Origin of the sequence: Thalassospira sp. MCCC 1A03138 (assembly GCF_002115785.1) — a bacterium.
Classification (GTDB): Bacteria; Pseudomonadota; Alphaproteobacteria; order Rhodospirillales; family Thalassospiraceae; genus Thalassospira.
In genome coordinates this window covers 320,170-339,584 of record NZ_JFJY01000001.1, presented here as the reverse complement: position 1 = coordinate 339,584, position 19,415 = coordinate 320,170, and the positions used below count along the sequence as shown (strand labels likewise).

General features: G+C 56.3%; 15 protein-coding genes. 5 read left to right on the top strand and 10 right to left on the bottom strand.

Features of this window, described 5'->3' with window-relative positions; translation table 11 throughout:
- Positions 1-224: 224 nt before the first annotated feature.
- The 3 genes from TH468_RS01620 to TH468_RS01610 form a co-directional block, all read right to left on the bottom strand.
- Positions 225-3,425: an efflux RND transporter permease subunit gene (locus TH468_RS01620; protein WP_085641932.1), complete on the bottom strand. Its 3,201-nt coding sequence runs from the start codon at positions 3,423-3,425 to the stop codon at positions 225-227.
- A 30-nt stretch (positions 3,426-3,455) separates the two neighbouring features.
- A complete protein-coding gene (locus tag TH468_RS01615; protein ID WP_085641931.1) occupies positions 3,456-4,649 on the bottom strand; it encodes an efflux RND transporter periplasmic adaptor subunit in 1,194 nt (397 codons plus the stop codon).
- 121 nt (positions 4,650-4,770) lie between these two features.
- Positions 4,771-5,373, bottom strand: coding sequence for a PadR family transcriptional regulator (locus TH468_RS01610; protein WP_085641930.1), 603 nt, complete (start codon positions 5,371-5,373; stop codon positions 4,771-4,773).
- A gap of 407 nt (positions 5,374-5,780) precedes the next feature.
- On the opposite strand from TH468_RS01610, the gene TH468_RS01605 reads away from it, so the two are divergent.
- The 3 genes from TH468_RS01605 (at position 5,781) to TH468_RS01595 (ending at position 9,160) form a co-directional block, all read left to right on the top strand.
- Positions 5,781-7,016: a helix-turn-helix domain-containing protein gene (locus TH468_RS01605; protein WP_246832185.1), complete on the top strand. Its 1,236-nt coding sequence runs from the start codon at positions 5,781-5,783 to the stop codon at positions 7,014-7,016.
- Between the two features lie 86 nt (positions 7,017-7,102).
- Positions 7,103-8,389, top strand: coding sequence for an AraC family transcriptional regulator (locus TH468_RS01600; protein WP_085641929.1), 1,287 nt, complete (start codon positions 7,103-7,105; stop codon positions 8,387-8,389).
- A gap of 39 nt (positions 8,390-8,428) precedes the next feature.
- Positions 8,429-9,160 (top strand): isoprenylcysteine carboxylmethyltransferase family protein, encoded by a 732-nt coding sequence (locus TH468_RS01595; protein ID WP_085641928.1) that lies wholly within the window; start codon positions 8,429-8,431, stop codon positions 9,158-9,160.
- Here the strand turns inward: TH468_RS01595 and TH468_RS01590 are convergent.
- The 6 genes from TH468_RS01590 to TH468_RS01565 all read right to left on the bottom strand — a co-directional run bounded on the left by TH468_RS01590 (position 9,157) and on the right by TH468_RS01565 (position 13,551).
- Positions 9,157-9,507 (bottom strand): hypothetical protein, encoded by a 351-nt coding sequence (locus TH468_RS01590; RefSeq protein ID WP_062961059.1) that lies wholly within the window; start codon positions 9,505-9,507, stop codon positions 9,157-9,159. The genes TH468_RS01595 and TH468_RS01590 overlap by 4 nt on opposite strands.
- A gap of 334 nt (positions 9,508-9,841) precedes the next feature.
- Positions 9,842-10,627 (bottom strand): 7-carboxy-7-deazaguanine synthase QueE, encoded by a 786-nt coding sequence (gene queE, locus TH468_RS01585; RefSeq protein WP_085641927.1) that lies wholly within the window; start codon positions 10,625-10,627, stop codon positions 9,842-9,844.
- On the bottom strand, positions 10,624-10,983 hold the full coding sequence (gene queD / locus TH468_RS01580; protein ID WP_246832184.1) for a 6-carboxytetrahydropterin synthase QueD: 360 nt from the start codon (positions 10,981-10,983) through the stop codon (positions 10,624-10,626). Before queD ends, queE begins: the two co-directional genes overlap by 4 nt.
- Before the next feature lie 122 nt (positions 10,984-11,105).
- A complete protein-coding gene (gene queC / locus TH468_RS01575) occupies positions 11,106-11,831 on the bottom strand; it encodes a 7-cyano-7-deazaguanine synthase QueC (protein ID WP_085641926.1) in 726 nt (241 codons plus the stop codon).
- 125 nt (positions 11,832-11,956) lie between these two features.
- Positions 11,957-12,799, bottom strand: coding sequence for a class I SAM-dependent methyltransferase (locus TH468_RS01570; RefSeq protein WP_246832183.1), 843 nt, complete (start codon positions 12,797-12,799; stop codon positions 11,957-11,959).
- A 137-nt stretch (positions 12,800-12,936) separates the two neighbouring features.
- Positions 12,937-13,551: a superoxide dismutase family protein gene (locus TH468_RS01565; protein WP_246832182.1), complete on the bottom strand. Its 615-nt coding sequence runs from the start codon at positions 13,549-13,551 to the stop codon at positions 12,937-12,939.
- A gap of 276 nt (positions 13,552-13,827) precedes the next feature.
- Between TH468_RS01565 and TH468_RS01560 the strand changes: the two genes are divergently transcribed.
- Positions 13,828-15,252 (top strand): hypothetical protein, encoded by a 1,425-nt coding sequence (locus tag TH468_RS01560; protein WP_139834607.1) that lies wholly within the window; start codon positions 13,828-13,830, stop codon positions 15,250-15,252.
- 66 nt (positions 15,253-15,318) lie between these two features.
- Here TH468_RS01560 and TH468_RS01555 read toward each other — a convergent pair whose 3' ends face one another.
- Complete coding sequence (locus TH468_RS01555) at positions 15,319-15,993, bottom strand: DUF5610 domain-containing protein (protein WP_085641924.1); 675 nt, start codon at positions 15,991-15,993, stop codon at positions 15,319-15,321.
- 397 nt (positions 15,994-16,390) lie between these two features.
- Between TH468_RS01555 and TH468_RS01550 the strand changes: the two genes are divergently transcribed.
- On the top strand, positions 16,391-19,393 hold the full coding sequence (locus TH468_RS01550; protein WP_085641923.1) for a leucine--tRNA ligase: 3,003 nt from the start codon (positions 16,391-16,393) through the stop codon (positions 19,391-19,393).
- Positions 19,394-19,415: the final 22 nt, after the last annotated feature.

Sequence of the window (19,415 nt, the reverse complement as noted above, 5' to 3'; positions counted from 1 at the left end):
TTATGTAATGGGTCCTATCCGAACGAAGGATTTATCCTATCACTTGGGGCGGTCTTGAAATGCGATGAGTGCTCCATCGAACTATGTCTTGACGCTCTGGATTTTCTGGTGTGTCCCCCAAAAGCGACCGGCCCCCGGTGCGTAGCCTGGGGCCGGTCAAACCGCGCGGCGGGGTCGGGGGGAATGTCGCGCGGTTTTTTCTGTTGTTTCTGGTTTGGTCGGGCTTAAGCCCCGTGATCAGCCGATTGTGGCGTGCCGCCCTTGCCAAATTTATCGGCCAACCGTGCCTTTAACTTCCGCCAGCCGATCCCCGCCTTGTAGCGCATCATTAGCGCGCAGGGGGTAAAGACCAGTGTCAGCACGGTGGCAAAGGCCAGACCAAACGCGATGGATGTCGAAAGCTGCACCCACCACTGGGTCGACGGGGCGCCGATCGACATGGAACGTTCCGCAAAGTCGATATTGATTTGCAACACCATCGGTACCAGACCAAGGATCGTGGTAACAGTGGTCAACATCACAGGTCGCAAACGTTGTGCCCCGGTTTGCAGGATCGCGGTTTCGATACTGTCGGCACTATGTTTGAGCCGATCAAACGTATCGATCAGAACGATATTGTTGTTCACAACGATCCCGGCTAGTGCAACAACCCCGATCCCGTTCATCACGATGGAAAACGCCTGTCCGGTGATCATCAGGCCAAGGAACACACCCGCTGTTGACATGATGATGGCCACCATGATCAGAAGCGAGCTTGAGATGCTGTTGAACTGGGTTACCAGAATGACAAACATGATGAACAGCGCAACAGAGAAGGCATTTTTCAGGAAGTCCGCCGACTTTTGCTGTTCTTCGTCCTGCCCCTTGAATTCGACCGAAACACGCGGGTCGATATCAAGGCTTTTCATCCATGCCTTGACCTCCTGCACCTTGGTATCGACCAGGATGCCTTCGGCAACGTCGGCTTTGACAGTCAGGGCGCGGCGGCTGTCAACGCGTGACAACGTACCGGTTTTGGGTTTCGCTGTACGTTTGACGAAGTTCGCCAGCGGTACCAGTCCCTTGTCGGTCACGATCTGAAGGCTTTGCAGTTCTTCAAGGGATCTGTGCTCGGCTGGATAGCGACCGACAATGTCAATTTCCTCGGTCGAATCATCCGGGCGATAGGTCGAAAAGTTGATGCCGTTGGTCACCAGCTTGATCACATTGCCGATCTGGTTGATGTCCGCACCAAATTTTAGCGCCTGCGCACGGTCAACCGTGTATTCCCAATCAATGCCTGGGGGTGATTTGCCGTCTTCGAAATTGTAAAGACCGCCCATCTCCTGCAACCCGGTCATGATTTTGGTTGCGGTTTCATCAAGCGCATCGGGATAAAGCGACCGTAACTGGATCTGGACATCCTTGCCCTGCGGCGGGCCTGCTTCTGCGGCACGGATTTCAATCTGCAACCCAGCCAGGTCGGCGGTTTCCTCAAGAATGCGATGTTCGATCTCGGTCGCCTTCGGGCGAGATTGCCAGTCGGCATATTCAAGCTGGATGACGCCAATTACGTCTTCGGGTGTGTCGTTGCCACCGCTGCTTGCGCTGCGGCCCGACCGGGCATAGACGGTATCAAACCAGTGTTCGCCTTTATGCTTGGCATCAAGGCCCAGAATGCGGTCTTCGACTTCCTTTAACAACGCATCCTGTTCGTAATAGGACATGTTGCCGCGTGCGCGGACTTGCACGGCGGCGACTTCGGGCTCGACCGCCGGGAAAAATTCCACCCCGCGACCAAACACACCAAACGCTGCCCAAACCCCGATCAGGATCACAAACGCCATCGGCACGACCAGCCAATGAAACCGCAACGAGCTTTTAAGCAGGCGGACATAGAAACCCGTGCCGCCCTTAAGATCGCGCAAACGATCCATCCGGCCAGCGGCGACCGCGTCCAATGCCTCGCTTGATGCCGAACCGGGTTTGCCAAACCATGCCCCGACGGTCGGCACAAAGATCAGCGCCATTACAAGCGACGCGGACAGCGTAAACAGAACCGTGATCGGCAGGAATTTCATGAATTCACCGACGATATCAGGCCAGAATGCCAGCGGCAGGAAAGCGGCAAGGGTTGTTGCCGTCGATGCAATGATCGGCATCGCCATGCGTTTGGCGGCCAGCGGATAGGCCTGTTTCCTTGGTAATCCGTCCAGCATTTTGCGATCGGCATATTCGGTGACAACGATCGCGCCATCCACCAGCATCCCGACCGCCAGGATCAGGCTGAACAGGACAACGATATTGACCGTCATGCCCAGTGCCCAAAGCACAAGGATCGCTGTCAGAAACGAGCCCGGAATGGCAAGCCCGACCAGAAGTCCCGACCGCCAGCCCAGCGACCAGATAACAACCACCATCACCAGCAGGATCGCGAGGATCACACTGTTCTGAAGGTCGGTCAGCATGGTGCGGATGTCTGATGATTTATCCTGCGAATAGCTGACCGTGACATTGGGCGGGAAGGATTGGGCGGCTTCGGCTGTAACCGATTTGATGTTATCGATTACATCAATGATGTTTTCGCCAACGCGCTTCGACACCTCGATCGCGATGGCCGATTGGCCGTTCAGACGGGCAAAGCTTTCGGCATCCTTGAAGGTTCGGCGGACTTCACCGATATCGCGGAACCGGATCACGGAATCCCCATCGACGACGAGCGGCATGTCAAGGATGTCATTGACCGTTTCAAATAGGCCCGGAACCTTGATGTTAAAGCGACCCGATCCGGTATCAATGGCACCTGCAGCCACCAGCGCGTTCGAGTTGCGTACCAGCGATACGATATCAACCCCGTTCAGCCGATAGCTTTCCACCTTCATCGGATCAATGACAAATTCGACCAGTTCTTCACGGTCACCTGCAAGATTGGCTTCGAGAACCGCGGGAATGCCTTCGATATTGTCTTTCAGATCGCGTGCCAGACGCAGCAGGGTACGTTCCGGCACATCACCGGCAAGGGTGACAACCAGAACCGGGAACAGCGACAGGTTGACCTCGTGGACTTCGGGATCGTCGGTTTCATCAGGCAGTTCCGATTTGGCAATGTCTACGCGTTCGCGGACATCAGCCAGCGCTTCGTCGATATCGACATCGGAATAGAATTCAAGCGTAACCGATGCACCGTCCTGATAGGACTGTGACGTCATTTCCTTCACGCCTTCGATGGTGCGGAGTTCCTGTTCCATCGGGCGCAGCAAAAGCCGTTCGGCATCTTCGGGCGAAATGCCGTCATGATGCATCGACACATAAAGGACCGGGATCTGCACATCCGGGTCGGCTTCCTTGGGGATCGCGTTGTAACCCACCCAACCAGCTGCCAGAAGCAGGATCAGGGTCAGGATAACGGTGCGCGAACGGTCAAGCGCAATATCAATGAGGGACATGTTTCTGTCTCCGGTTCCTCAATGCCACGCTTAACGCGCGACCGTTTCCTTTGGGGCGGCGGCCATGTTTTGTAAGTTTTCAGGGGCATCGCCAACTTCAATCCGGCTGACTTCGACCGTTGCGCCTTCCTTGACCCAGTCATGGCCGACCACAATCAGGTCGATCTTTTCCGGAAGACCACCAATCCAGATGCCATCACGATTTCCGCCCTGAAGTTCGATCGGGTAGAATGCAACCTTGTTGCCATCGACAATGCCACGGACACCGACCTGTCCTTCGTCATTCAGAGTCAGAACCGACGGGGCAACGCGGTGTGCCATCTTGGTGCCGATCGGAATTTGCAATTCGGATGTCATGCCATCGGGGATGCTCAGATCAGCATTGTCGATTTCAACTTCAACCCGGTAGGTGCGTGTCGAATTGTCCGATGCCTGTGAAACATACCGAACGACACCATCGGCCTCGCGTCCGTCAAACAGGGTGATATGTGCCAACTGGCCGGTCTGCACGCTGCCGATTGAATGTTCAGGGACGTGGGCAACCACCAGCATCGGGTCGGCCTGGATCAGGGTCGCGACGGGATCGCTAACGGACAGAAGATCACCGATCTCAGCCGGGCGGTCTTCGACTACGCCATCAAACGGAGCCCGAATTTCGGTATGGTTCAGTTCGATCTGTGCCAGTTTCAGGTCCGCCCGCGCTTCTTCCAGCAGGGCCTTGGTTTCTGCGACACCGGTTTTCGAACGGTAATTCTTTTCGGCAAGGCTTTTGGCGGCACTGTTTTCAAGTTCGCGCTGGGCGACAAGGGCACGCGCCTTTTCGACGCGCGCGGCACGGTCTTCAACCGCCAGCTTGACCAGAAGATCACCCTTTTTTACACGCTGGCCCTTGATTGCGCCGATTTCTTCGACCATGGCATCTATCTGGGCACGAATTTCAACGGAGACCACGGCTTCGGTGCGTCCGGAAATGCGTAGGACATCCACATGCTCGACAGCTTCGCTGGTTCTTACGCGGACCGCAGCATGTGGGGCATGCCCGGCGGAAGGTGATGTGGTAGAATCAGGCGCATCGCCATTTTCCACGACTTGCGCGCTGTCTGCGTTTTCGACCGCGGACGTCTGGCCTGTTTCGGCGGAATCGTCCCCGCCCAGTAATCCGGACCCAACCCAAAGTACCGCCCCGATGGCAAGTACGATGGCGATAAGGCGTGAAGCATTCATGGTTCTATTCCCTCAGATATGCCCAAACGGAATGCGTGTGGCACTGAATAAAGTGGCGCTTTGTGCTGAACCTTGCGGTTCTTGTTATTCTTGGTGGTCCTGTTGTTTTGGTATCAGCGGATCAGGCTTTCCTGTCTTTGCGGGTTCGCAATTCCTCGATCAAACCTGATTTGTTTTCGCGGATGAATTTCAGTGTCGCCTCGCACATTGCCTGCCCAAGTCCGGCGACGAAACGGCAACCTGGGGTCGGCTGCCCGTCTTCATCGCGTCCATGGGCAAGCGGACATTCATCCTTTTGCGGATTGTCCGGATCGATATCGAATTTCATCATTTCGTGGCGGGCGGCGAATTCATCGATCAATGCCTCGGTCAGCTCGATCGGCAGTTCCTCGGCAAAGGTCAGCATGAACAGAATATCGGACCGGTAACGATCTTCGCCTGGGCGTGTTTGCAACAATGTGCGCAGAAACGTTCGCCTGCCTTCACTGGTCAGCTGGTAAACCTTTTTGTCGGGACGATTTTCCTGTTCGCGTTCGACAAAGGTTACCATGCCGTCCTGCGTCAGCTTGGTCAGGGCCGGATAGATCGAACCAAGAGACGCGATCTGAAAATGGCTGAAAGTACCATCTTCAAACATTTTGCGAATCTCGTATCCGGTTGCTTCACCACCCATCAGGGCGCCAAGGCACAAAGTGCGCACATCCATATTCTGTTTGGTATCCATCCTGTTATGCATCTCGATCCGATTGCCATTCCGGCGGGGGAAAATGCTTGAATGACTATATCAGTTCGATATATATCGATTCTTAGTATATCGAATTGATATAGTCAATTTAATACGCGTTTTAGTTTCATGACGATCGGTGCAGGTGGTTTGTTACAAAACTGACGAATGTTTCATCATCCGTTTGGCGCAGCCATGCTGGTCCAAGAAGCAAACTGTCTGATTTCGCCTGTTCGGGCGTCCGGCTGTGCATTGTCGGACGCCGATTGTGTTTGTTTGTGCATATTGAAACGATAGTGCAGGCATGTGTGTCGGCTTAAAATCGAATGGCGAATAATTGCGGGTAGCTTGATATGATGGCGGAATTCGCCAGATACGCGGACATTACGATCGCAGCGGTTGGATTGGTGCAGGGTTTATTCCTTTGTTTTCTATTGCGCGCCGAAGGTGTGCGTGCGTTTGCTGCCAATCGCTGGATGATGCTTTTCCTTGGCGCCGTAATGCTCAATCTGTTTAACGATGTCACCAAGCGCATGCTTCCTGCCGAGGCGGAAGAAATGATTGTGCTGTTCTTCTTTCCGGCCAATTTTGTGATAGTGCCCGCGATATATCTTTATTTCCGGGAGATTTCCGGCACACCATCTGCACGGCCGTGGATACATTTCGTTTTGGTTGGTGTGATCTTTAACGTTATTGCCTGGCTTCTCAGTTTTGAAACTGATGGGCCGAACGCACCTTCCCGCGATGTTATGCTGTCATTTGTGATCAGGCGGGTTTGTTGGTTCACGTTTTTTGCGCAGTCGGCCTTTTATATTGTGCTGCTGTGGAATGTATCCCAGCGCTATTTTCACCAGACTCAGGAACAGCTTGGTGCTGATCGCAATGCAATGCGCCGTTGGATCATCGTCATTCTGGGTGGTGTAAGTCTGATTTTCGTAACAGTTTTACTAAGCTGGATTGCATCCCGTTATTTACCCCAAGACCTTGCCATGTCGGGTGCGGGGCTTGCATTTGTGATGGTGCTGTTTGCCATGACTTACGTGATCGCGACGCAGCCGGTGTTGTTTGTCATGGCTGACTGGCCCGGTGAGGGCGAGGTGATTGATATCCCCGATTCAGTAGATGCGGAAGATCCTCCTGCTGCCGGTCCGATCAACTCCGGATATGGGGAAGTTTCGCAGCCGGATATTCCGAGCTTTCCGCGCCCTTTGCTTGATGAGGACGGGGCAGCAATCATATGCCGACGGCTTGATGATATTCGCAAACGTGGAGACCTGCTGTTTGATCCCCTGATATCTATGCCAAAGCTTGCTCGTGCGGTAGGCGTTTCACCCAATCAGCTATCATATGTATTAAACCATCATATTGGGCAGAAGTTCTTCAACTACGTCAATAGTGCAAGGGTCGAAGAAGCTCGCGCGGTACTGATCGCCGAGCCGGACCGAACCATTCTTGATGTGGCGCTTAGTGTGGGTTTCAATTCGAAATCGACCTTCAATCTGGCCTTTAAGACGTTAACCGGAGAGACGCCAAGTGCGGTTCGGGATTCTGCGCGCCATGTGTCAGACACGACTGACCCACCACCCGAACAACAGTCTGATGATCAAACCCGGGTGCCGATTTCGCTTGGCCCGACATATTGACCAGACATTGAAGCGATAAATTTGGCGCGCGGTCTAGGCAGGCATGCGCAAATCCGAAAACTGAAAAGCACGGATAAGACAGGTTCATGAACGACATATATGACTATCTTGATCTGATTGTGGCTGTAGCTGGCATCGCGCAGGCAGCATTCCTTTGCCTGCTGTTGCGTTCCGAGGGCGCGCGCGCGTTCCGCGCCAATCGCTGGATGATGCTTTTCCTTGCCGCTGTGGCGTTCAACCTGTTCGAAGATGTCGCAGAGGTTTTCTTTTCGCAGCAAGGCTATCAGGTTGTCGAAATGATATTCATTCCGGCCAATTTCCTGATTGCCCCTGCTGTTTATCTTTACTTCCGCGAAGTTTCTGGCGTCCCGTCACGTCAGCCTTGGGTACATTTTGTGTTGGCAGGCGTGGTTCTGAACCTCATGGCATGGTCGATCACCAATGGCATGCCCATCTCGGATAATTTTCAACATAGTTTTACTGTTCCTGCCGCCATCAGCAGTTTCTGCTGGTTTGCGATTTTCGCGCAGGCGGGAACTTATGTTTTGCTGATCTGGAAGGTGGCGCATCGGTATTTCCGTCAGGCACAGGAACAGCTCGGAGCGGATCGCAACGCGATGCGCCGCTGGATGGCGGTCATTCTCGGCGGTGTCAGCCTGATCTTCCTGACGGCCCTGATCGGTAAGATTGCCGCATTTTTCTTTGTTGAAGACCTGGCGATGTCGGGAACCGGGGTGGCATTTTTGCTACTGCTGTTTGCGCTTAGCTATGAGATCGCGACCCAGCCGGTTTTGTTTGTCATGCCCGATTGGCCGGGCGAGGGCGAGGTGGATGAAGAGGACCTGACCGAACCAGTACACGGCTCGGAAAGCAATGCTGTTTCTGCGGCGGTTCCTGTTGCGCCTTCTCTGCCGGGCTCCGAGGTGGAACCGATCACACGGCCGTTGCTTGACGATGACGGCGTGGCATTGGCGCGAAGGCGGCTTGATGAGATTCGCAAGCGCGGAGAGCTGCTGCTGGACCCGCTGGTTTCGCTTCCGAAGCTTGCCCGTGCCATCGGGGTTTCACCCAATCAGTTATCCTATGTTTTGAACCATCATATCGGGCAGAATTTCTTTGATTATGTCAATGGGGCGAGGATTGAGGAAGCCCGTGCGGTGCTGATTGCCGAGCCGGACCGCACCATCCTGGATGTGGCGCTAAGTGTCGGTTTCAATTCGAAATCGACCTTTAATCTGGCGTTCAAAAAGCTGACTGGGGATACGCCAAGTGCGGTGCGGGCGAACGCGCAGGCCGTCGCAGAATCGCAAGCGTCCGGAGTGACACCGGATGGGTCGGATGGGCAGGGCCGGACGTCGGACGCAGCGCAATAGGGCAGGGTTGGCAGGATTTCAAAACAGGAACCTGCCGACATGATCCAACCGAAAAACCATTTCAAGCCGAGCCATAATGCCAGTAGCAAACCCGGCGAAAATAATGACCGAAACACGGTCGTTCGAGACGGCAACGTCATAAACGCCGCTGAGCGCCATGATGATGGTCTTCGGAATGTGCAGCGTATCCGCAAGCGCACGTTGCGGATCGGCGGTCTGATGATGCTTTTTTGGGTGATGCTCGCACAGGCAAGCTGGCAACGCACGACAAACATCCATGATGTGATCGAGGCGACCGGGATTATCGCCATCATGATCTGCATCGTTGGGCGTGGCTGGTGCGCGCTTTATATCGGCGGGCGTAAAAAGACCAAACTTGTGATGACCGGTCCCTATTCCCTGTGCCGCAATCCGCTTTATCTGTTTTCGATCATCGGTGCATTCGGCGCAGGGGCGCAAAGCGGCAGCATTGTGATTGCCGGACTGTTTGCCATTGTCTGCTGGATTGTCCTGCGCGAGGTGACCCTGCGTGAGGAGGCGGTGTTAAAGCAGAACTTCGGCCCGCGATATTACCGTTACCTGATTGCGGTGCCACGGTTTCGCCCGGCGATGTTCCGATGGCGCGATGAAAGCCCGCTGATCTGTCAGCCGCCCGTTTTCCTGCGCACCATTCGCGATGGCTGCTGGTTTCTGATCGCCGGGCCGCTGCTGGAGGGGGTAAAAGTCATGCAGGAACAGGGCTGGATCACGCCGTTGGTGTATTTACCCTAATGCTGGCTGGCGCCACCATTGGCAATCGGTGGTTTGGCGAGGGTGCCCGGCCTGCCAAGAAGGGCTTCGCGTTCTTCCTCGCGCAGCGGATCGGCATCAAGAACCAGTGCCGCATCAAGGGCGGCGGGATCGACAATCAGGATTTCTTCCTCCATGTCGCGGCTGCCTTCGACCAGAACCGGCATGCGGCATTCGATCTTTTTATAGGTCCGGGTAGCGGCCATCGCATCAAGTTCCTCGGTGGTTTCGACCTCGTAAATGCCGGGCGGAAACAGCCGGTCATGCCCGGCCAGACGAAACGGGTGATAGAAGGTAACACTGCGATGCGTGGTGCGGGTGATCGTCATGATCATGGCTCCTTCGGGCTTCCGGAATGGACCAAGGGCCAAGCTTCCGGCAGTTTCACGCGACCGTGTAACGAGCGGATTTAATCCGCTCCTGCTCGCCCCAAAACAGCATGATTGCCGGCCTTTGTGTGCGCCCTGCGCGAGAAGTCAAACCGGCTTTCTCTCTTAAATATGGTGAGTGCCCCGCAATTTCGCAAATGATCTGGTTCTGTTTGGCAGGATATGGGGGACGAAATAAGAAAAAATGCGGCAGTCATTCAGTTAGCGATCAGGCGGGTTCGCATCCTTAGGAGAGCAATGTGCCCGCCCTATCGCACAAAGCGACAGCCGCAAATCACATCCCGCGCAGGTTGCCCCAGACATGGACGTGCCATTGCGGCAGGACACGAATGTTAAACCAGCCGCGTTCTGATACCTGATCCACCAGCCAGCGATAGCGTTCCGTCAATCCCGCAATATCAACGCCATTTGCCCCGTCCGGATGTGGCTCGACAGGTGTGGTGTTGACCGGTTGCAGGCAGACCGGGATATCGGGGTGCAGTTTGCGGACATGGTCGGCAAACATCAGATCGGCATCATCGCGGACCGGGAATTTAAGCGTGATAACCGGGCCGTCAAGCACACCATTGGCGTGCGCCGCGGTGATGCAGGCGGCGAGGGCATCGGGGGCAAAATCGGTGCTGCTGCTTGGCGGTTTGGGACTTAGCGTCAGGTAATCAAGATGGGCAAACCAGTCACGTGCGATGCTGCCCTGTGTCTCGATGGCAAAGGTAAAGCCATCGCGTTTGCCAAGCGCAATCAACCCGCCCATCGGCTGGATCGCCGGGTTGCCACCCGAAAGGGTCACAAGGATCGGCTTGCCACCCGAAAGGGTGCGGACGCGGGCCATGACCTCGGCCGCCGTATGGGGTTTCCAGTCGGCACGAAAGGCCGGATCGACGGCATAAAGCGTATCGCACCATGAACAGCGAAAATCGCATCCCCCGGTGCGGACAAACACCGTCGGCATGCCGATCAGCGCCCCTTCGCCCTGCACGGTAGGCCCAAAAATTTCCGATATGCGGATTTTATCCGTCACAAGCTCTGGTTCAAGCTCTGGCGCAAGTTCCGTCCCGCTCATGGTCGGTATTCCGCCCATGTTTTCGGGGTTTCGGAAACCCGTACCGCGCTGACTTCGGGCCAGCGATCATGCGCCCATTCGTAAAAGAAAAGGGCAAGCCGTTCGGCGGTGGCATGATCGTGGCCAAGGACCTCGTTCAGGTGGCGGTGATCAAATTCGTCATCAATCATTTTCTTGAGCGGGCCCAGTTCACGGTAATCGCGCACGAACCCCCGCGCATCAAGCTCCATACCGCGAAGCTCGACCTCGACAATGTAATTATGCCCGTGCAGGCGCGCGCACGGGTGATCGGCATCAAGCCCGGCCAGTTGATGGCTGGCGGAAAAGGCGAATTGTTTGGTGACGGTAAACATCATAATGGCTTTCGATACGGCGCGCCCGTGCCCGCGATGCGGCGGAGGGCTTGCGGCCGGTTGGTTTTGTCTGGCTAGGTCGGTTGCGTGTGGTGATATGGACTCCCGCACAGTCGGGTATCCACTTAGTTCCCGGAAGCCCCAAGGCTACGCACCATATGCGCAGCCCTTGCCTGTTTCCAGTAATCGCGATCGACGTAAACCGTCGGATCGGGCACGCGGGCAAGTTCAAGCGCCTCGCGCCGCTCGACACAGGTACCGCATCGCCCGCAATGGGTTTCACCACCCTTGTAGCACGACCATGTGCGATCAATCGGAACGCCAAGCCGCCCGGCCTCTGCGGCGATATCGGCCTTCGACCCGTGAAGGAACGGCGTATAAAGCGACACATCCCGCACCCCTTCAAGGGCGTGGTTCTGCATGGTCTGGAACGATTTGATGAAATCGGGGCGGCAATCGGGATAGATGAAATGATCCCCGCCATGAACGGCGGCCGCCACTGCATCCGCCCCGGCCGATGCCGCAGCCCCGAATGCGACGGCAAGCATGATGGCATTGCGGTTGGGGACCACGGTGATGCGCATGGTTTCTTCGGCATAATGGCCGTCGGGCACATCGATATCATCGGATGTCAATGACGACCCGGTCAGGAGTGCGCCAACCGGCGTTAGATCAACAATGTGATGTTTGACACCAAGATCGCGTGCGGCCCGCGCGGCGTAATCAAGTTCCTTTTTATGGCGCTGGCCATAATCAAACGAAATCAGGGAGTGCAGTTTATGCTCGGCCGCAACCTTATGGGCCAGCGTGACGGAATCCAGCCCGCCAGAGCAGACGACGATCGTCTTCATATGTCATGTCTTTCGTGTTTTTAACCTGGTGCTACGACAGGGGAAGGAAACATCCCTTCCAAGGCGCGCGGTTTGACACGAAGGATCACGGAAATCAAGGGAAAAACGCTGGTTTCAGGCGCGGTTTACCCCTTCACCCCGACAAGTACATGAAAACAAATCGGAACCTGAAAATGCCCGTCCGTCACATAAGGACGGAGCGCTTCGAACATCGCGGCATCAATCGCCCCGCGTTCCGTATCCGTGGTGGCGCGCAATTGCGGCCCAAACAGCATTTCCATCTGCGGCTTCCAGAATGCGGCACGTTCCAGGATGCGCCCGGCGGGGCTGTGGGTGGTGATTGTGATGTCGCCAAACCCGGCGCGCGCCATGCGCAGGGTCGCCAATCCCGGATCGGCAAAACCAAACAAGTCAAGCCCGGCATCGGCAAATCCGGTGCCGAGCATATTGCCCAGAACCCCATCCATGGCGGCAAATAACGGATTATCGACCAGCGGTGCCCACAGCATCAAAGCCGCCCGGCCGCCTGTACGCAACACCCGGTTGGCCTCGACAAGCGCGGCATCGGGATCATGGCAGAACATCACGCCAAACCGGCACGAAATCGCATCCATGGTACCCGCCCCAAAGGGCAGCTTTTCCATGTCGGCGGCAACCACCGACAGATTGCCAATCCCCTCCGCCTCGGCACGTTCCGCCAACCCGGCACACATGCCCGGCACAATGTCGGAGGCGATCACGTGGCCGTGTAGGCCTAACTCATCCTCACCAGCCAGTATCCGCGCAATCCCGAATGCCGGTTCCCCAACCCCGGACGCCAGATCAAGCACGGCCAATCCCCGCCCGTCGGCGGCGCGCGCCAAAACCGGCAGATCAAGTGCCGCGATCAAATGCCGGTTGATCTTCTGTGCTGCGGGGGCGAGCTGATCGGCCCAGTTCAGCCAGTCTGAGGAGAGGTGGTGCCACACGTTAAAAATGCTCTTCAAAATTAAGGAGATGAAACTATTGGATATAAACCTAGATCGTTGCAAGGTTTCGTGGATTTGCTGGGAGATAGTTTCTTTTGAAAAGCGGAGCAGCGCTTGAGTGGCGTACGATTTTTCTTCTATTTAATCACCGCACAGGCAATTCGGTTTCCGGCATCGCCTGAGGGCTGGGATTTATAGTCGTCGGTGCCGGCATGGATGATCACGGCCTTGCCGTGGATGTCGGTTTCTCCAGTGCCGTCTTCAAAGCGCACGGCGTTATTGAGGATCTGTGCGTAAAGCGCGCCCTTGTCATTGACATACTGGTTCATCATGTCGCCCGCATGCGGGCCGTCGGCAAATTCGTGGCCGTGGGATTTGTTGGTTGGGTTGAAATGGCCGCCGGCGGATTTAAAGCCTCCTTTCGCATCGCATTCGCCATTTTCATGGATATGAAACGCCACCCACTGCCCGGGCGGAAGGTCGAGAAGCTCGATCTTCAGGATCGCGGCATCCGGCACGCCATTGACCGTCAACGTTCCGATTTCCGCACCACTTGCATTGATAAAGCTTGATTGGGCTTCTTCGCCCGCCCTGGCATGGCCGGGCACAAGTGCCATCGCTGCACCAAGGGCGAGAAGTGCTGCCGTGGCGGCGGTCGCCAGTACCATGTGGCGGGCATTATTGGCATTGGTGGTTGTGGGAATGGCGGAGGTATTTGGTTTCTGGCGGCAGATGTTTTCGCGATGGAACATGGGAAATCCTCTGCTGTTGCGGGCGTGCCGGTTGGGGCCGTTTTTTCTAACCTGTCTTTGTAAAACCGGCGGGGCCGGGTTTTGTTCCGTAAATCTTTGACCTGTTGGTTGAATTGCGGCCGGAGTATTGGCGGGGTTTGAGGCTATTTTTTGGGGGCGACGGCAAGTGCATGAGGGAAAGGCCGCTGTCACAAGGGCGGGGCCGGGAGCGTCAGGTTTGAGGCGGCGCGGGCCGCCGTGATCACGGCATAACCAGACGGAGTGCAGGCGCAGACCATGACAGAGGAGAATAACCGGCAATCTTCGGGGGCTCCGGCACGGCCGCCGTTATCTGATGCATCTGGCAGCGGCGTAGGCGCAAAAGGATTGGGCGATCTGATCCGGCGTGTTCTGTTTGGCCGGGTTTTATATGTTCGCGGGGCGGCGATTTTGGGCTCTGTCATGCTGACCGGGTTGGTGGTGGTTTTGTATGTCGGGTTTGTCGTGACCCTGTTTGCCGGATTTACCGCCGATATCCAGCGTGAGCTTTTAAGCCGCGAGCTTGAGCTTAGCTCGCCCGGCGATCTGGAGCGGCTGGTGTTTCAGGGCTATCATGAGGCGCAGCTTAAGGGTGATATCCATGCCATGCGCACCGAAATCCGGATGCTTGACGCCGCGTCGCTGAACGCTGCCCGGCAGGGATTGGCCCTGCGTCAGGACGCGATTGCCGCGTGGCGGGCGGCGTTCGATCTTTATTCCGGACTGGGCTCGATCGTGGCCGAGCAGCCCCAGCGGTTTGAAGCGAAATTTAGCACAGATTACCTTGCCGCGCTTAAGCAGGCCTTTGCCTTTCTGGCGCAAAGCGATTTCAGCGCCGAAGCGGGTCGACCATCGCCCGACACGGCGCGCACTGGCGAGGGCAAGGAGGTCATTGCAAACCTTGATAACGCCCTGTCGCAGATGACACTTGCGCCCGGGGTGAGCGAGGCTTTTGCAACCGATATCCGAAGCCGGATCAATGCAATCCGTAATGCGGTGATGAGCTTTGGCGAGAAGGCGGCACGCGCCCAGGTAGCCTGGGCCAATATCACCGCCGAGCAGGCGCAGGCCGAGCGGCTCCGGGCCAGCCTTATGGCGGAGCTTTCCGACCTGCGCGAAGAACATGCAGCCCTTTGGGCGGACGAAGATGCGACGGATGATGGCGGGCGACGGTCGCTGGTGGCATTGTTTCAGCAGCCGCTTGGTGGGGTTTTGTCGCTTCTGCTTCAGATGCCGGGAATTGTCCTGACGCTGCTGGTGACGGTGGCGGCGGGCGGGCTTGGCTCCGTCGTCAGTTTCACGCGCCGCTATCGCCGGGAAGGGCATGAGGGCGAAATGGCGCACAACGATGCAGCGGAGGGGGAGGTCACGTCGGTTGCCATGGTTGCGGTCGACGCCGTACCCGAAACCGGCTTTGCGGCAGCGGGCCGACTGATGGTGATGACCGGCGAGGGGATCGCGGCGGCGATTGCGATTTTCCTGTGTACCGAGGCCGGGATGCTGATGGTGACCCAAGGCGGCCCGGACGGATCGGGCAATATCGAAATCAGCGCGTTTCTTGTAACCTTTATGGCGTTTGTGTCCGGTTTCATGGCCGAGGACGCATTTAACAAGATACAGGATGCCGGACGGAAGCTGTTTCGCGTTGGCGGCGATGACGGGCCGGGATCGGCGGGGATGTGAGGGCACAAAACAAAACCGGCAGGGGATGCCTGCCGGTTTGAATGTTTGGGCCTGTGATCGCGAAGATCAGATGGCGGATGTGCCGTAACGCGGGGCGTTACGCTGCGCATTGGTTCCAGCCTCCGCATAGGCCTGACTTGCCTGTGCGGTCTGGGTGATCTGCGACTGCAGGACCTGTTCATCCCGATCCGGGGTGATGTCGGCCGCTTCCTTGGCCGGGCTGCTGTCAAACAGTTCGGTCAGGCGGGCTTCGATCGATTTCAGGCCTTCATTCAGGCGGTTTTCGGTTTCGTTGATATTGCCGTTGATCGTGTCATTAAGCGCGCCAAGCCCGTCAAGGAATTCGCGGGCCTGTTCCAGACCCTTGGCGATGCCTTCCTTGGCCTGATCGAAAATGTCGCGGGCTTCTTCGGGGCTACTGGCGTTCGAGGCGATCAGATCACCGACACGGGCCAGAATGCGATCAGCAACCGCTTCGGGGGTGTAATCGGTGGGATCGACGCCCTGGATCGACAGGCCGGTCGAAGACAGGCTTTCATTGATTGCCGAAACGATCTGATCGGCCGACAGCAGATTGCCCGATTGCGAGGACAGCGAAACCGAGGTCGCGCTGGCGAAAGAAGAGGCAATAGAATTGTTCGACCCGGATTTCGAGTCGTCATTACCGGGCAGGTAAGACTGCGCGCTGCGGCTTGAGCCGTTTGCTGCCTGCGATGTCAGTCCGCCGATGGTGATATCCATGCCGTCCTCCCTGGACGCGGGTTATATGTGTACAAGTCATTGATAGGGCTTGATACACGGTGATTTCCTGATGGCCTGCGCGGGTACCTGCTTGGTACGGATCGCGCGCCGGAAGTCTTTACGTGCGGTTAATATCGCACAATCAGGGCGAAAAGGCCATAGCCAGTTATATAGGGTCGGTTGGGCGATTTGCAAACCCGCCATGCGTGATACGCGGATTTTCGGACTTGCATCGGGGCCGGTTGTGGCGGTTATCCTGCACTCTGATATTGCAACAGGGGCCAAGCCCGATTATTGAACAGGGTTTGGTTGATCAGAATTTATCTGAATTGATGGAACCGGGGCGCGTCGAGATTTCCTCCGCATCCGGTATTTTGAGCTTAGGAGCTGTTTGACGGTGGCGAACTATCAGGAAAGTGCGCGCGAGTTTGAAAAGCGCTGGCAGGATTACTGGCGGGAAAACGATACCTATCGTACCCCCAATCCGGGCGATGCCGATTTCGACGCCGCCAAAAAGAAAAAAGTCATCCTCGATATGTTCCCCTATCCAAGCGGGGTTGGTCTTCATATCGGTCATCCGCTGGGTTATATCGCAACTGACGTCAAGGCACGGTTCGAACGCATGCGCGGTTTCAACGTGCTGCATTCGATGGGCTTTGATGCCTTTGGCCTGCCGGCCGAACAGTTCGCGATCCAGACCGGCCAGCATCCGCGCATTACCACCGAAGCCAATATCGAAAACATGCTACGCCAGCTTCAGGTGATTGGCCTTGGCCATGATCCGCATCGTCGCTTTGCCTCGACCGATGTCGATTACTATAAATGGACGCAGTGGATTTTCCTTCAGCTTTTCAACAGCTTCTATGATCCGACCGTTGAATGGAAAGGCCCGCAGGGGCAGACCATCACCGGGCGCGCCCGCCCGATTTCCGAGCTTCGCGGGCTCCTTGAAAGCGCGGAATGGCTGTTGGACGAGGACGGTGTTCCACAGCCAAAATCCGTCATTGGCGAGGGCACGAAGGCAGAAGGCAAAGAGATCGACCGCGCGATTGATCGTGGGCGTCTGGCCTATGTCGATGAGGTTCCGGTCAACTGGTGCCCGATGCTGGGCACGGTTCTGTCGAACGAGGAAGTCACCAACGAAGGCAAATCCGAACGCGGCGATTACCCGGTTTACAAGCGCCCGCTGAAACAGTGGATGTTGCGCATTACCGATTATGCTGATCGTCTGGTGGGCGACCTTGAAGGGCTTGACTGGCCCAATGGCGTTGTCGAGATGCAGAAAGGCTGGATCGGTCGTTCGGTTGGCGCACGGGTCAATTTCCCGGTGGCACTTGCCGATGGCGGCAAGGACAAGATCGCGGTCTATACCACGCGGCCCGATACCATCTTTGGTGCGACCTATATGGTGCTCGCCCCCGAACATCCGCTGGTCGATGCACTGACAACAGCCGATCATAAGGACGCGGTTGCTGCCTATCGTCAGCAGGTCAAACTGGCCGGTCCGGTATCGTCCAAGGATGAAGCCAACCGGGAAAAGACTGGCGTGTTTATCGGGGCTTATGCGACCAACCCGGCCAATGGTCAGAAGATCCCGGTGTGGATTGCCGATTATGTTCTAATGGGCTATGGCACCGGCGCGATCATGGCGGTTCCGGCGGGCGATCAGCGCGATTTCGAATTTGCCCATAAATTCGATCTGCCGATTGTCGCCACCACCAAACCGTCGGAAAGCTGGCTTCGGGCCAATGCACCGGATGATGCGGCGGATCTTGACGATGCGGCATTGCTGGCGCGCTATGAAACCGCACCGGGCGATTTCAAAATCGCTCAAACCGATATCGGCGATACGATCAATTCGGCCAATGACGAGGTTAGTCTGAACGGGCTCTCTACCCCGGATGCCAAGGCAAAAATCATTGAGTGGCTGGAAGCCAGAAACATCGGCCGCGGTCGGGTGCAGTATAAGCTGCGCGATTGGCTGTTTTCGCGCCAGCGTTATTGGGGCGAACCGTTCCCGGTTCTGTTTGATCAGGAAACCGGACAGGTGCATGGCGTGGCCGAGGCGGCATTGCCCGTCGTCCTGCCGGAAATGACTGATTTCAAACCGCAATCAAACGAAGACCCGAATTCCGAGCCTGAGCCGCCGCTGGCGCGCGCCAAGGAATGGATGGAAGTCACCGGGATCGTGCTTGCTGATGGTTCGGTCCTGCCGGTGAATGCGGCTGTTGGTTCGACCCACAGCCACGCAGGTGCGGATTACGAAGTGCGTTCGTTCCGTCGTGATGCCAACTCGATGCCGAACTGGGCCGGGTCATGCTGGTATTATCTGCGTTATTTCGATGCAAATAACGATCAGGCCTTTGCGTCGGATGCGGCGGCGGCCTATTGGGCCAATACCATAGATGAGAGTGGCAATGCCAAGCCCGGCGCGGTTGACCTTTATGTCGGTGGTGCGGAACATGCGGTACTGCATCTTCTGTATTCGCGTTTCTGGCACAAGGTGCTGTTTGACCTTGGCTATGTCGCCACACCCGAACCGTTCCAGAAGCTGTTTAACCAAGGCATGATCACGGCCGATGCCTATACCGATGCGCGCGGCGTTTATGTCGATATCCATGATGTTGAAATGCGCGATGTCGATGGCAAAAAGCAGCCATTCAATGCCAAGACGGATGAAAAACTGATCACCGTTCCCGGCAAGATGGGCAAGCGGTATAAAAACGGCATCCCGCCGGAAGAAATTTGCGATCAGTATACGATTGATACCTTCCGGACTTACGAGATGTATATGGGGCCGCTTGATAGCTCCAAACCGTGGCAGTCCGATGCGATTGTCGGCATGATGCGCTTCCTCTCCAACGTCTGGAAGGTCGCAACCCAGATGGAACGCACCAGCGACGTCGATGGCAAGATCGAGACGCTTTTGCATAAAACCATTGCCAAGGTGACAAACGACATCGCCGAACTGCGGCTGAATACCGCGATTGCGGCACTGATCGAACTGACCAACGCCATGACCCGCCAGAATGCGGTGTATGATGATCATGTTCGTGCGCTTGCCTTGATGGTCGCGCCCTTTGCGCCGCATCTGGGCGAAGAGCTTATGAGCCGTATGGCAGAGGCCGAATTTGGTTCCAAAAAATCGGTGATCAAGTTTGACTGGCCGGTATTTGATGCTGAAAAAGCCAAGGACGACGAATTTGAAGTCCCGGTTCAGGTCAATGGCAAAAAACGCGGCTCGATCATGGTGGCTGCGGATGCAGATCAGGCAACGGTCGAAGCAATGGCAAAGGCCGATGAAAACGTCGCACGCCATCTTGAAGGCATGCAGATCGTCAAGGTGATCTATATCGCCAAGCCGACCCCGAAACTGATCAATATCGTGGTTAAGGGGTAAACCCAGCCATAATCGTCAATGA